The 13,867-nt window shown below is 59.9% G+C and carries 10 protein-coding genes; 2 read left to right on the forward strand and 8 right to left on the reverse strand.

The window, feature by feature from the left end; genetic code table 11:
• Positions 1–14: 14 nt before the first annotated feature.
• From XH89_RS25760 to XH89_RS25770, 3 genes are all read right to left on the reverse strand, one after another.
• Positions 15–488 (reverse strand): hypothetical protein, encoded by a 474-nt coding sequence (locus XH89_RS25760; protein WP_194463178.1) that lies wholly within the window; start codon positions 486–488, stop codon positions 15–17.
• A 76-nt stretch (positions 489–564) separates the two neighbouring features.
• The gene (locus XH89_RS25765; protein ID WP_194463179.1) at positions 565–1,923 is read right to left on the reverse strand and encodes an HlyD family type I secretion periplasmic adaptor subunit; all 1,359 of its coding nucleotides are present in this window, start codon (positions 1,921–1,923) and stop codon (positions 565–567) included.
• A 9-nt stretch (positions 1,924–1,932) separates the two neighbouring features.
• A complete protein-coding gene (locus XH89_RS25770) occupies positions 1,933–3,612 on the reverse strand; it encodes a type I secretion system permease/ATPase (RefSeq protein ID WP_246767621.1) in 1,680 nt (559 codons plus the stop codon).
• Positions 3,613–4,284: 672 nt separating this feature from the next.
• On the opposite strand from XH89_RS25770, the gene XH89_RS25775 reads away from it, so the two are divergent.
• Positions 4,285–6,696 (forward strand): S8 family serine peptidase, encoded by a 2,412-nt coding sequence (locus XH89_RS25775; RefSeq protein WP_194463181.1) that lies wholly within the window; start codon positions 4,285–4,287, stop codon positions 6,694–6,696.
• A 66-nt stretch (positions 6,697–6,762) separates the two neighbouring features.
• Here the strand turns inward: XH89_RS25775 and XH89_RS25780 are convergent, their stop codons facing one another.
• From XH89_RS25780 to XH89_RS25790, 3 genes are all read right to left on the reverse strand, one after another.
• Positions 6,763–11,292: a hypothetical protein gene (locus XH89_RS25780; RefSeq protein ID WP_194463182.1), complete on the reverse strand. Its 4,530-nt coding sequence runs from the start codon at positions 11,290–11,292 to the stop codon at positions 6,763–6,765.
• A 336-nt stretch (positions 11,293–11,628) separates the two neighbouring features.
• On the reverse strand, positions 11,629–11,979 hold the full coding sequence (locus XH89_RS25785) for a hypothetical protein (protein ID WP_194463183.1): 351 nt from the start codon (positions 11,977–11,979) through the stop codon (positions 11,629–11,631).
• Positions 11,980–12,033: 54 nt separating this feature from the next.
• Positions 12,034–12,489 carry a hypothetical protein gene (locus XH89_RS25790; RefSeq protein WP_194463184.1) on the reverse strand — a complete coding sequence of 152 codons (456 nt, stop codon included), beginning with the start codon at positions 12,487–12,489 and terminating at the stop codon, positions 12,034–12,036.
• A gap of 240 nt (positions 12,490–12,729) precedes the next feature.
• Here XH89_RS25790 and XH89_RS25795 point away from each other — a divergent pair, with 240 nt between their 5' ends.
• Positions 12,730–13,176, forward strand: a complete 447-nt coding sequence (locus XH89_RS25795) for a hypothetical protein (RefSeq protein WP_194463185.1) — start codon at positions 12,730–12,732, stop codon at positions 13,174–13,176.
• A gap of 33 nt (positions 13,177–13,209) precedes the next feature.
• Here XH89_RS25795 and XH89_RS25800 read toward each other — a convergent pair whose 3' ends face one another.
• Both XH89_RS25800 and XH89_RS25805 read right to left on the reverse strand, forming a co-directional pair.
• Positions 13,210–13,428 (reverse strand): hypothetical protein, encoded by a 219-nt coding sequence (locus tag XH89_RS25800; RefSeq protein ID WP_194463186.1) that lies wholly within the window; start codon positions 13,426–13,428, stop codon positions 13,210–13,212.
• 13 nt (positions 13,429–13,441) lie between these two features.
• The gene (locus tag XH89_RS25805) at positions 13,442–13,678 is read right to left on the reverse strand and encodes a hypothetical protein (RefSeq protein WP_194463187.1); all 237 of its coding nucleotides are present in this window, start codon (positions 13,676–13,678) and stop codon (positions 13,442–13,444) included.
• Positions 13,679–13,867: the final 189 nt, after the last annotated feature.

Consider the following 13,867-nt stretch of genomic DNA (forward strand, 5'->3'; position numbering starts at 1 on the left):
CGCGCCGGGGGAATTCAAAAGCAATTCGGAGAATTGCCCCCAAGCCCAGCACACGCATTCGAATTGGAGACGCGCCACTGAACGACGGCGGCCGGGCTATTCCCCTGCTCCTCCGAGCGGGAGGCTTTCAGTCTTTCCGCTTCTTCGGCAACGATAGCCATGTGCGCCTTCGCAATCTGGTCATTTCGCTCAAGAAGCGAGACCTTGCCGGCCTCGACCTGAACGGCAAGCGTTTTGCGCAATGCGTTCTCACGATCGATCAATTCCGGAAACTGGAGGCTCGGCCTGACCGAGAGCTCCGTTGCTTTCACGATGCAGTCGGCGCGCCGCACGGCCTGCATGATCTGGTCGGGAAAGGCATTACGGCAATCCGCAAGAGCGTCGGTCAGGCTGATGGACGGGTCTTCACTCTCGTTCTGAAGTGCCTGGCGGGCTCCGCCACAGCCCGCAAGCAGGCCGGAGAGAATAGCGACAGCAGCTGCGCGCATCAGAAACGAGTCGCGTCTCATGGCATCGGCGTCGGTCGATGGCTGCCTAACGCTCCTCCGCTCAACGTCGCCGCGCTTATTTCTGGCGGAAGGCGTGATTGAACGACATGATCAGCGGGCCGACCAGATATTCGAACGCCGTACGCTGGACCGTCGGGATCATGACTGTCGCGGGCATTCCCGGATAGAGCTTGATATTGGGCATGGCGGCAAGCTCGTCCCCGTCAATCCGCACGAATGCCGTGTAGTATGGGTTGTTGGTCTTCGGATCGGTCAGACGATCCGCCGACACTTGAATCACGTCACCGTGAATGATCGGCACGATCCGCTGCTTGTAAGCAGTCAGATGAATCTCCGACCGCGTGTTGGGATGCACGTCGCTGATGTCCTCGACCGCCACTTGCGCTTCGATGGTCAGCCCGTCCTGCTCCGGGACGATGTCCAGGATCTTGTCGCCACGCTGGATGACTCCGCCAACGGAAAAGACGTTGAGGCCGACCACCTGGCCACTATAGGGTGCACGAATCTCCATGCGCCCCAGAACGGCTTTGGCGTTCATTGCCTTCGGAATCACCTCCAGGATCTTCGCCTGCGTATCGCGAAGGTCCTTGGTCACGTCGGTCATCCGATCGTTGTCGAGCTGCGCAATCTGCTGCTCTTGTTCGGCGATCGCCTGGCGCGCCTTGGCGATGTTCGCATTCGTGTCCGCGATCTGCCCCTCCAGCCCATAGGCGGTGCGCTCCAGTTGCAGGATGCGGGGACGCGCGATCAATCCCCTCTCGACCAGGGGCGCAATATCCTTTGCCTCGCTGTGAACCGAGTCGATCTGGTCCGTGAACGCCTTGACCTGTGCTTCGGCACCCACGATTTGCGAGCCCAGCTGATTGATCTTTTCGCGGATGACACTGCGTTGACCTTTGAGCGCGGCCAGCCGGCTGTCGAACTGGCTCACCTGCCCGTTCCATACGCTCTTGAGATAGGGATCATCCGAATGAGCCTTCAGGTCCGGTGGCATGACGAGTTCGGATCCGTGGTCGAGCTCGGTCAGGAGACGGACTTCCGTGGCGCGAAGCACGACCCATTGTTGCGTGAGGACGTCGAACTCCGCGCGCGCCTGAGTCTCATCAAGCACGATGAGCGGATCGCCGGCGTGAACGCGGTCACCTTCCTTGACATGCAGTTCCTTGACGATGCCGCCGTCGAGGTGCTGCACGCTCTTGCGGTTGCCATCGACCTTGACGACGGCGTTGGCGACAACGGCGCCGTTAAGCGGGGCGGTCACAGCCCAAGCACCGATGCCGCCAAAGAAAATCGCAATGATGATCCAGCCGGCCAGCGCGATGCGTCTGATGGAATCGCTGGGTGGACCGCCTCCGATCGCCGGCTTGGCTCCAACGCCCGTGAGACTTTTAGGGGTCGCGTCGATGATCGCCATGGGAAGCGCCTAGTTGCTGGAGGCTTGCACCACATGCACGGGCACAGGTACGGGGCGGGTCAGGCGCGCCATGATTTCGGCGCGGGGTCCGAACATCTCGGCGACGCCTTCCCGGAGGACCAGGATCTTGTCGACGACACCGATGGTCGCCGGGCGGTGCGAGACGATGACGACGCTGGCTCCGCGCTTCTTCAGTTGCACGATGCAGTCCGCAAGCGCGACGTCGCCTTCGGCATCGAGATTCGAGCTGGGTTCGTCGAGGACCACGATGCTGGGGCTGCCATAAACCGCTCGCGCCAGCCCAATGCGCTGGCGGAAGCCGCCGGACAGGATCGCGCCGCCTTCGCCGACCTGGGTATCGTAGCCGTTCGGCAGCTTCAGGATCATCTCGTGCACGCCCGCAAGCTGGGCGGCGAGGATGACCTCCTTGTCGCTTGCCTCGTCAAAGCGTCCGATGTTTGCCGCGACCGTATCGGAGAACAACTCGATGTCCTGAGGCAGATAGCCGACATGGTCGCCGATCGCGCGCTTGACCCAGGTCGAGACATCAGCACCGTCCAGCCGCACGGCCCCCGCCGACGGCGTCAGCACGCCGACGAGGTGGCGCGAGAGCGTCGACTTGCCGGCGCCCGAGGGACCGATGACGCCGAGCACTTCGCCCGCCTCGATCGCGAATGTGATGCCCCGCAGAATAGGCTTGGCACTAGCCGCCGGAACAAAAGTGAGCGCTTCGACCGACACGCGCCCCTTGGGCTTGGGCAGCGTCAACCCAGCGTCGAGAACGGGATGAGCCTGGAGCAACTCACGAATGCGCAGGAACGCAGCCCGGGCCGACACCAGACCGCGCCAGGAGCCGACGATCTGCTCGACCGGCTGCAAGGCGCGCCCGAGCAGGATGCTCGCGGCAAACATCGAGCCCACCGTCGTGACGCGCTCGATGACCAGATAAGCGCCCAGCCCCAGGATTAGTGACTGCATGGCAAGCCGCAGGAAGCGGATCAAGCTCTGGATCGCGGCCGCGCGATCGCTCGCGGCCACCTGCCGCTCCAGCATCCGGTCGCGGTCGCGGCTCCAGCGCCGCAGCAGGCCGCCGGTCATGCCCATGGCACGAACCACTTCGGTGTTGCGCAGGCTCATCTCGGTGAAGCTGTAGCTGCGGGTGGCGGCCTCGTTCGATTCCGTCAGCGGCAGCTTGACCAGCCACTCGCTGAGCAGGGCCATCAACACCAGGATGATCGAGCAGGCGAGTGCGAATGCGCCAAGGAAGGGATGCAGCACGAAGATGACGGCGATGTAGATCGGCGCCCATGGCAGATCGAAGATCGCGTGGATGCCGGTGCCGGTGATGAACTGACGAAACGTATCGAAGTCGCGCAGGGCCTGGCTGCGGGCGCCGCCTGTGACAGCCGAGCGATCGATGATCGCGGTCATGACACGCGACGCAATCTTCTGGTCGAGACGGATGCTGGCGCGGGTCAACACCCGCGCCCGAACCGCGTCCAGCCCGGCAAGCGCCAGGAAAGCGAGCAGCAACGCAATGGTGAGCATCAACAACGTGATCTCGCTGGCGCTCGAGATCACGCGGTCATACACCTGCAGCATGTAGAGGGGGCCGGCGAGATAAAGCAGATTAATGGCGAGACTGAAGATGCCAGCCGTCAGGAAGTAGCCTTGACAGGTCTGCAGCAAGCGCCGGAGTTCGTCCGGCCTTCTAAAAGGCGCGCTCACACAATCCGGCAGGAATACCCCGCCCCTCTAATCAAAAATCACCGCCGGGCAACAGCACCCGGCTAAATTTAACGACCAACCGGCAGACGTTACAATTCTTGTTAAATCGAGGACAATATCTAGCACAGTCCATCGGCATCGGGGAAGCAATCCTCGTTAAAAGGTAAAGACGTCCGTAGAGCTACGGGCACCGGCGCGTTTACAGCATTTAATTCGGTTGAAGCGGATCGCGTGCCTTGGCCCGACGCGTTCCAATTCGCGGATACGGGTTCTCGCTTCCGCGCCGCAATATGCCCAGGCTTTGGCCTTATCCCTCAAAGAAGAGAGCAGTGAAGCCGGTTGGGGAGCGGCACAAGCCGCTCCGGTCACGAGGAAAATGCGGACGAAGAGGTGCCCTTGCCGCGCCGGACAGTTCTACCAGCCTCGCAGCAATCGACATAAACCGGAATAAACGAAATTTATTCTCCGTTAAATCGGCACGGAAAGTTGGACTCCATTCGTCAGCGCTTTGGAACCGCTGATCCCAGTTTAACAACTGAATTTACCCGCCTTTAAACCGCCAGGTCGTCCGATCTCCGCGCACCACGCGCGACATGACGCGCATTTCTTTCGTCGCACATGCAAGGAGATTCAATGGCGAAGCGGGGCGTGAATGATCAGTACGGGAATTTCTCCGACGCGAATGCAGATGCCGTGGAATGGGAATTCGTTGGACTGAGCAACAACGCTTCAGCGAACGGCAGCTGGTCTGGCGAGACGGTCGTAGAGACCGGATGGCTTGGCAATCAGACGGAGTTTTCGATTGCGGACGCCGGTGGTCCCGAAGGCTTCGCTGCAAAGAAGGGCGGTGGAGGCACAAGCGGGGGAAGCACGTCAACCAGCGGCTCCGGGACGAGCACGTCAGGCTCAGGCACCAGCACATCTGGTACGGGTACGAGCACATCTGGCAGCACCATCGGGCAAGGAAGCATCACGCTCGTCCTTCATGACGTCTCGATAGACTGGCAAACCTTGAATCCTCCTACCGGCAACTCAACCCTACCCACTGATACCTATTTCAGCCAGCAATGGGGGCTCACCAACAGCATCGCCGGCATCGATGTCGCCAAGGCGTGGCAAAACTACACGGGACTCGGGGTCAATGTCGGCGTCATTGACGATGGCTTTGACTACACTCACAGTGACCTCAGCCCTCATTACTTGATCAATCTCGACTACGATACCGTAACCGGCGGCACCGACGCCTTTGGCAGTCCGACGACGGACAAGCACGGGACGACCGTCATGGGCGTCATCGGCGCCGCAGCCAACGGAACAGGAGTCGTCGGAGTCGCGTATAATGCCGGCATTGCGGGTTTTCGCATCGGATATGGCGCATCTGGCACAACGGGTCAGGCGACGGATGCCTTCAATCACGTCCTCACAAATGGCATGGACGTGGCCAATGCAAGCTGGGGCTATACCGCGGCCTACTCTGACAACTTCCTCTCGACGGCGTTCTCTGCAACAAAGCTCGCAATTCAGAACGACGTCAGCAGCGGTCGCGACGGTCTCGGAATTGACATTGTGTTTGCGGCCGGCAATGGAGGCCCAACGGACAACGTCAACTATCACAATTTCCAGAACGACCCGTTCGTGATTACGGCTGCAGCAACCGACGTTTACGGCCACATCACGGGTTATAGTTCGCCAGGCGCTGCAATTCTCATCTCCGCGCCAGGCACTGCCAAGACCGACGATCGCGTCGGAACCGATGGGTACTCGACGAACGACTACATCAACATCTCCGGCACATCCTATGCGGCTCCTTACATTTCCGGTGTCGTCGCTCTGATGCTGCAAGCCAATCCGACTCTCGGCTTTCGGGACGTCCAGGATATTCTAGCCTACTCGGCCAAGAACACTGATCCCACCAATATCAGCTGGCATACCAACGGTGCGCATAACTGGAACGGCGGAGGGCTCCACTACAGTGAAAGCTACGGCTTCGGCATGGTGGACGCGACGGCAGCGGTGAGGCTTGCCGAAAGCTGGCAATACCAGTCGACCTTCGCGAACATGTCGAGCGAGTCTGCGTCGCATACGGACAATGCGGCGGTTCCAGACGGCACCGGCAGCGTAACCAGCCAAATCACGTTCGCTTCCTCGCTCGACGTGGAGAAGATGGTCGTCGACCTCAACATCACTCACGCGAGCCCCAGCGACCTTGTGGTAACGCTGATCTCGCCTGACGGAACGACAGCCACGCTTGCCTCGCACCCGACAAACGGCACGGGTACGGGAATTGTGTTCGAAACGACCGCGAACAACTTCTGGGGCGAGGACGCCAAAGGGAGCTGGACGCTCACTGTTACCGACAGTGTCGCTGGGAATTCCGGCACCCTAAACGGCTGGACTCTGACGGCACTTGGCAATGCCGCGACAACCCCGACCACCTATGTCTACACCGACGAGTTCGCGACGGTGACCAATCCGGTCAATCTCGTTCTCACGGATTCCAGCGGCAATGCGACGCTGAATACGGCGGCGGTCACGACCGGCTCGTATCTCGATCTTCATGGCGGTGCGCTCGACACCATTGCCGGCAAGAGCCTCCAGATCGCGGCCACCACCGTGATCAAAAATGTCTGGGCGGGCGACGGCAACGACACCATCATCGCCAATGACTTTGGCGACACCATCCAGGCGGGACGCGGCATCAACACCATCGTCGCCGGAATAGGAGCTGATACGCTCTATGGCGCGTCGAACGGCAGCGCCGATACGTTCGTGTTCAACGCCTTATCGACCTCGACCGATACCCTCTTAAACTGGGTCTCCGGCAACAACACCATCGACCTGCACCAGCTCTTCGCAAAGATCGGGTACACCGGGACCAACGCCCTCGCCGACGGCTGGTTGAGTTTCGTCTCGGATGCGAAGGGCGGGACGAACATCGTGATCGATGCGCATAACGGCGCGGCACCGCAGTCCATGGTGGACGTTGTGGGCATCGCGCCCACCCTGCTGCACGACAGTACGTCGACATGGAGCTTGATCGTCTGAACGAAGGAGCCCCGCAACAGGATCTGTCGCGGGGTTTCTTTTTGTCGGTGATAACCAGGGTATCCCTTAGACCAGGCCGTGCAGGTGCGACAGAGTCCAGACAGCATCCGGCGTGTTGGAGAACGCCACTCCGACAAGAGTCACGCCGCCATCATTTGACCAACCAATAAAGCTACCGTCCTTTGAGGTGACGATCTGCTCCTGGTTGAAGGCCTGAAGCACATTCTTGATGTCCTGACCGCTGACCATGATGTCATGCCCAGGGTTGCTTGCGTCCGCGATATGGGTGTCGAACGTTTTCGTAGTCCACGCCGTAGATGATGTAAGTGTAGACGGACCGTTCGCTACGAGCCAGGCAACGGCCTCGCCGACCAAGTCGTGCCCTCCACCGGCAGCGCCATTCAGACCAGCGCCGGGGTCCATGTCGCCGTTGTAGATGTTGAGCTGCGCCGCTACGAGCTGCGCCAACATGACACTGTAGGCGTTTCCAGTCGCCGAGGCTGTCTCGTACGAAAGCGCACTCGCGTGGCTTAACGGCAAAGTGTTTTCGTTATTATCGATGACCCCATTGCCATTCGCGTCACCCAACAGCACACCACCCGTGCCCGCACCAGCGCCACCGTGATTGGGCAGCAGACCATAGAGGATGTCATCACCGGCCGGGGTTTTGGAACCGATAGAATAGGCGCTTCCTTTCTGCGTAACCCCCATGAACGGGGCTGTCGTACTGTCGCCCCAGAGGCCGCCCGGCTTGTCGAACAGTTGTCCCCAGGTTGCGTCCCCAACGCCATCCCAGGCTTTCTCCTTGGCCGCCCAGAAACCCTGCGTGAGACCCGCAACACCAGGTTGGAAACCAATATAAGCCGCGTCATCGGAATCCGTCAGCGGGGCCGGGTGACCGGCGGTGTCGCTGTACGTGTCAGTCACCGTTGCCGTGTCGGTCTGCGTCCCGGAGGCCCAGGTTCCTGTGAAATTGATCACGGTGCTCTTCCCCGCAGCCAAGCTCGCGATGGTGACATCGGTGCCGCCGAGTGCTCCGTTGATGTCAACCGCAGTATGCGTGACATCGTTGACATCGTGCAGGTTGATGTTGGTGAGTCCGACGTCTCCGGTGTTGGTAATCACGAACTTGTACAGGGGCGAAGAGCCCGGCGATATCGCCGGCGTACCGAAAGAAAGGTTCGCGACCGAAATGCCGGTGGCCGCGGCGATGGCGGCAAGCGTGGCGGCACCATTGTCGCCCTGACTGTCGTTTGCGTCGTAGACCGTGTACCAGTGGACACCATCTCCCGACACCAGCTTTTCGACGTTGATGCTGGGCTTGACGCCGGTATAGCCAGAGTCGTCAGAGGCCGTGATCACCGCATGGTGCCCCGCCGTGTCCACCACGTCGTCTGCCGTTACAGTCCCGGTGTTGCTGTAGGCACCGTCAATCGCCTGGCCGCTCGCCGTGAAAATCCAGGTCTCATTGACGTTGAGCTTGCCGTCGTTGTTGGCGTCGCCGCTGAGATAGGTTGGCGTGACACCGTTCACGCTGTCCGTGACATTCACATTCGACAGCGCCACGTCGCCGGTGTTGGTCACCGTGTACTTCCATGAGATATTCTCGCCAGCCAGGATGGTGAGATTGTCACTGGAGCTGCTGCCGTCCACCGTCACCTTGTCGATCTTGATGCCCGGCTGGATCCCGGTGTAGCCAGAGTCGTCAGAGGCCGTGATCACCGCATGGTGCCCGGCCGTGTCAACCACGTCGTCAGCCGTTACAGTCCCGGTGTTGCTATAGGCACCGTCGACCGACTTGCCGCTCGCCGTGAAAATCCAGGTCTCATTGACGTCGAGCTTGCCGTCGTTGTTGGCGTCGCCGCTGAGATAGGTTGGCGTGACACCGTTCACGCTGTCCGTGACATTCACATTCGACAGCGCCACGTCGCCGGTGTTGGTTACCGTGTAATTCCATGAGATATTCTCGCCAGCCAGGATGGTGAGATTGTCACCGGAGCTGCTGCCGTCCACCGTCACCTTGTCGATCTTGATGCCCGGCTCGATCCCGGTGTAGCCAGAGTCGTCAGAGGCCGTGATCACCGCATGGTGCCCGGCCGTGTCCACCACGTCGTCAGCCGTTACAGTCCCGGTGTTGCTATAGGCACCGTCGACCGACTTGCCGCTTGCCGTGAAAATCCAGGTCTCATTGACGTCGAGCTTGCCGTCGTTGTTGGCGTCGCCGCTGAGATAGGTTGGCGTGACACCGTTCACGCTGTCCGTGACATTCACATTCGACAGCGCCACGTCGCCGGTGTTGGTTACCGTGTAATTCCATGAGATATTCTCGCCAGCCAGGATGGTGAGATTGTCACCGGAGCTGCTGCCGTCCACCGTCACCTTGTCGATCTTGATGCCCGGCTGGATCCCGGTGTAGCCAGAGTCGTCAGAGGCCGTGATCACCGCATGGTGCCCGGCCGTGTCCACCACGTCGTCAGCCGTTACAGTCCCGGTGTTGCTATAGGCACCGTCGACCGACTTGCCGCTTGCCGTGAAAATCCAGGTCTCATTGACGTCGAGCTTGCCGTCGTTGTTGGCGTCGCCGCTGAGATAGGTTGGCGTGACACCGTTCACGCTGTCCGTGACATTCACATTCGACAGCGCCACGTCGCCGGTGTTGGTCACCGTGTACTTCCATGAGATATTCTCGCCAGCCAGGATGGTGAGATTGTCACCGGAGCTGCTGCCGTCCACCGTCACCTTGTCGATCTTGATGCCCGGCTGGATCCCGGTGTAGTCCGACAGGTCCTGATCGGAGATCGTGTTGCCAACCGCCGGATCACCACTCACCTTGCCGACGTTTTGATACAAGCCATCAGCGGCCTTGCCTGTTACAGCATAATACCAAGTTTCACCCGGCGAGAGCACACCATCGCTGCCGACATCGCCGGTCAGATAAACGGGCACTACGCCCTGATCATCTGTGACCTTGACGTTGGACAGATCCACATCCCCTGGATTGGTGATCTTGTAGATCCAGGTTACGTCTTCGCCAGCCAGAATCGTGGCGCCATCCGTGCCGTTGTCGAAATCGACGACCACTGTCGCCGCCGAGGTATCCCCATCGAGAGTCACCTTGTCGATCGAGATGATCGCGGTCCCCTCACGGCTTACGCCGAAGTAACCCGATGGGTCGGTGTCCGAGACGTGGGTGGTCGTGGCGTCCTTGCCCTTGGTGACGTAGTCACCAGTCACGGTACCAATGTTCTGGTATTCGCCACCCGGGAGATTGGACGTGTCGATCGCGGTTCCCTTGGCCGTGTAGATCCACGTTTCGGTCACATCCAGGATGTTGTCGTGGTTGGTATCTCCGATATTGTGGCCGCCGCTGAGGATGGGTGTCACGGTGACACCCTGGTTGTCTGTCACCACGATGTTTGACAGCCCGACATTGCCGGTATTCGTGACCGTATACGTCCAGGTGACAGGGCTACCGACTGCGAGCGTTACGCCATCGCCGTCAACGAGCGCTCCGGGGGTCGCGTCGTTGGCAAGACCATCTCCCGTCACCTTGTCGATGTTGATGCTGGGATGCGGGGGTGCAAGAACGCCCCATTCCTCAAACCCGCTGTTCGCAGCATAGGTCGCAGCATCGGCACCGCTCGTTCCTCCGCCGAATTCCGAATAGAGGTAGACGTTGGGCGTGTTTCCGGAATGGTCGAAGAGGCTATCCGGAATCAGGATGACATAATCGCCCTTGCCGCTACCGGCATCCCACTGTGCATTCAGCAGCACCGTTTTGTCGCCAGTACCATCAAGGTCGAAAATCGGAGTCAGCCCCGTCAGATCGGTGAGCGTTCCCGAACTAGCCTGATAGATTTTGAGCTGGTCCAGAGAAATCAACTGAGGAGTATTGCTGCTGCCGCTCTGATTGATATCGACCCGGAATTCCCTGTAGAGCACCCCAAGCGTGCCGCCGTTCGCCGCGCTGCCCACGACCGTCGGAATGGCGTCCAGCGATATCGCATTGGTGTGTGCCTGCGACTTGTCGTCCAGGGGCAACGGCGACCCGTCAGTGTTGAAGCCCGACTCAGTCGGGGCGTTCTGCATCACAAGGAAGGAATCGAAAACACCGGTGCCAGTCGAAACTGCCGTCGTCGTATTCGTAAAGATGGCGCCATTGATCTGCGCAGTCGCGTTCTGTGCGGTGACATCCACTGGTCCGATGATGCTGTCGGTAAAGGCCGTCGTTGTCATGATGCCTGACGTTTCATCAATCGCGCTCAGCACAAAAGACTCGCCCAAAGCATCCTGCCCCACGTTCCACGCAGTGACGACTGCACCATTGGCAAGACCGTCAAGATCGCCGGCGCCGCCGTCTACGACTGTCCATGGCACATCGGTGCCGGATACGGGGTTGCCAGCCACGTCATGCACTTGGAACGTAACCGTGTCGCCGACACCAACGTTCGCGGTGAAATAGGCCGTCGACCCAGGCGCATAATCCGATTGATTGGTGCTGACGGACGCGGCCGCCAGCGTCGGATCGGCGATAAATAGCGTGTCATCGACAAGAATGTACGTGCCAGTCGCGGGATCATACTTGAACGTTGCCATGACCAACCCTCCAAAAATCCTGAAACAAAAATTCCGGAGCCGATTGGGGAGGAGGCCGCTCTGCGGTCGTTGTCTGCATCGAAAAAAATGTCATTCACGCGAAATGCGTGCCGGCCTACGCAGATCAACGACGGCAAAGATCAAATCAAAACAGCCACTGCCCCAAACGAGCCAAACAGGGAACTTTAAGCAATTATTTACGATTAATGCAATGTTTAAAGCGGCTTGACTTCCCGCTCGATCGGCCAAGCAATCGGGAAAAACCGGCAACGACCGTTTTACGCTGGCCGATCAATGCCTTCGACGGTCCGGACCGGTGGACGGATGGTGCGGCTCTCAGCTCGCTGCCAGGGACGGTGAAGACTGCGATACCGCGCCTCGCAATTGCGCCGCATGGCCCAGCTCCCACGCACGGTTCAGCCGCTCCGGTTGCGTTTCCTTGAGCAGCCTTCCCCAGGCTGCGCTGAAAGCCCTGATCGCCGTGTCCCTGTCCTGCGCAGTGCCGCTCGCCCAGGCCGGCAGGCCCATCGGGACCACGATAAACCACTCCCACGAACGATCAGACTCGCTCGCATCGAGCGCGTGGCGGATCCTGCCGATCTCGCGGTCTTGCGACCAGACCGCATAGTGATCCCTGATCTCGGGCCATTTCGGGCGAACGCTGAGCGTGATGGCGTTATTTATCATCGTAAATTCTTGCGAAAGTGGATTTAAGCAGATGCGGGCGCTGTGGCGTGAAGGTCAGGTCTTCGGTGCCGCTTGCTGCGCCAGCAATGCATCGGCGCTCTTGGTGAGCCCTCCGGCCAATTGCTTCGCCGCGTCCGGGGAGAATGCGTAGCCGGCCTGTCGTTCCAGCCGGTGATTGAGGATGAACAGCACCAGGCCGCGACCGCTGTTGTCGGCTGAAATCGTGCAATTCCTGGGGATCTCGAACTTCACCTCGTCGGGATTGTTCGCGCCGCGCGCACCCGGCGCGACCACCCCTGCCCCGTCCGGATTGGGAACGACGGCCGGAGCAGCAGTCGGCAGAGGGCCATTTGATGCAGCCGGTTGCGTGCCGCCCCGCGCGCTTGTCAGCGCAGCGATCAAATTGTCGACGCAATCGCTGGCGAACCGCAGCTCCAATGCGCCGGTATATTTGCCGGTCGTGTGAACGACGAATTCCTTGCCGTCATCCGACATGGTGGCGGAGCTCACCGCCGCAATCCTGATTGCCATTAGCCCAATGCCCCCAAAACAACAGCGGTCGGGTCTCCCCAGCCCGCGCCCGTACCTATCCTTTGACTGACTATACCGCAGGTCGCGGCTCGCGATAGCGCCTCCGCCGGCCTACCGAGATAGGATGACGCGCAGGCCTCCGATCCCATCCAGCTTGCCGCTTGTACAACAGCGATCTAGAATAAGATCAATAGTACGATCAATTCGCATTGCAACACGATGAATATCAATCCCGCTCCCAGGATCATCGCCGAGTTGCGGCCGAAGTACGAGATCAAGATCGATCTCGACGAGCGCTGTTTCCTGTTTCCGGCCGGAAAGTCGGTCAGCCAGCTCCTGCTGCTGTCGGACGGTCACTCGATCCTCATCGACGCGGTATTTCCGTTCAATCAGGCCCGTACGCCACCGCGCCTGGCAACACTTGATATCGAGGACGCCAGGGAGTTCGGACGGCGGCTCGTCGAAGCGGTCCATACCGCGCGTACCCAGCTGGTGGGCACGAACGGCATCCGAATATCCATCACCGTGGTCGCCAACGGATATCACCTCCAGTTTGGCGACATGAATGCGTCCACCGAACTCTTTCTCGGGACAGGCTGCATCTGGCGCGTCTGCCAGGGCTTGCTTCGCATCGTCGACCTGATCGCGCCGATCGAATCCAACTGAAGCAGCTGCAGGCTGGGAAGCGCTGAGCGCGCCTCAAGAGTCGGTCTCGGTCAGAGGCTCGAGGTAGCTGCGGTGGAGAGTCTGCGGGGATTTCTGCCCATCGAGAATGACCCGAAGCGCGTTCTTGGTGTGGGCAAAGCCGACCACCCGTCCGGTCCTGCCGTCCAGGCGCTTGCTGTACTTTCCAAGGGATTTCACCCGGAAGCGACTGCCGACTGCAAGGTCCACCAGCAATGCGTCGTTTTCATCCATCGCGATCAACTCGTCATCGACGTCTTGATGTCCGGATCGTCTGGTCGGCCCACAAGCCGCGCACGACGACGCGATGAAGATCATCCGACAGGATCAGGGCGACGCCATTGCGCTCAAAGTTGCCGGAGAACAACAGATGCGCATCCGGTATTTCGACGCTGGCCACGGGTCCATCATCGGCAGGCGAAACGGGGCCGAAGTGAAGGGATTGGTCCGAGCCGATCGACGGCAATATGCCGGTGTGCTTCAAGGGGACCGCCATAAATAGTTAACGATAAATTAAAACCACCTCTTTGAATAGCACCACAGCGCCCCCGGAAAAGTAGTCGCGCACGCCTCGCGCGAGTTTTTTCGCCCGTAATCAATTGGGGCGCCGCAGAACTTTTCGGAAATCCGAATCGCTGCCAAGCCGTTGATTTAGTTCGATATAGGCGATGGG

The sequence above is a fragment of the Bradyrhizobium sp. CCBAU 53340 genome (assembly GCF_015291645.1).
GTDB lineage: Bacteria > Pseudomonadota > Alphaproteobacteria > Rhizobiales > Xanthobacteraceae > Bradyrhizobium.

Excerpts from the sequence above, each read along its gene's own strand:
- XH89_RS25760 (WP_194463178.1), bottom strand. The coding sequence starts at position 488 with ATGCGCGCAGCTGCTGTCGCTATTCTCTCCGGCCTGCTTGCGGGCTGT.
- XH89_RS25765 (WP_194463179.1), bottom strand. The coding sequence starts at position 1,923 with ATGGCGATCATCGACGCGACCCCTAAAAGTCTCACGGGCGTTGGAGCC.
- XH89_RS25775 (WP_194463181.1), top strand. The coding sequence starts at position 4,285 with ATGGCGAAGCGGGGCGTGAATGATCAGTACGGGAATTTCTCCGACGCG.
- XH89_RS25780 (WP_194463182.1), bottom strand. The coding sequence starts at position 11,292 with ATGGCAACGTTCAAGTATGATCCCGCGACTGGCACGTACATTCTTGTC.
- XH89_RS25785 (WP_194463183.1), bottom strand. The coding sequence starts at position 11,979 with ATGATAAATAACGCCATCACGCTCAGCGTTCGCCCGAAATGGCCCGAG.
- XH89_RS25795 (WP_194463185.1), top strand. The coding sequence starts at position 12,730 with ATGAATATCAATCCCGCTCCCAGGATCATCGCCGAGTTGCGGCCGAAG.
- XH89_RS25800 (WP_194463186.1), bottom strand. The coding sequence starts at position 13,428 with ATGGATGAAAACGACGCATTGCTGGTGGACCTTGCAGTCGGCAGTCGC.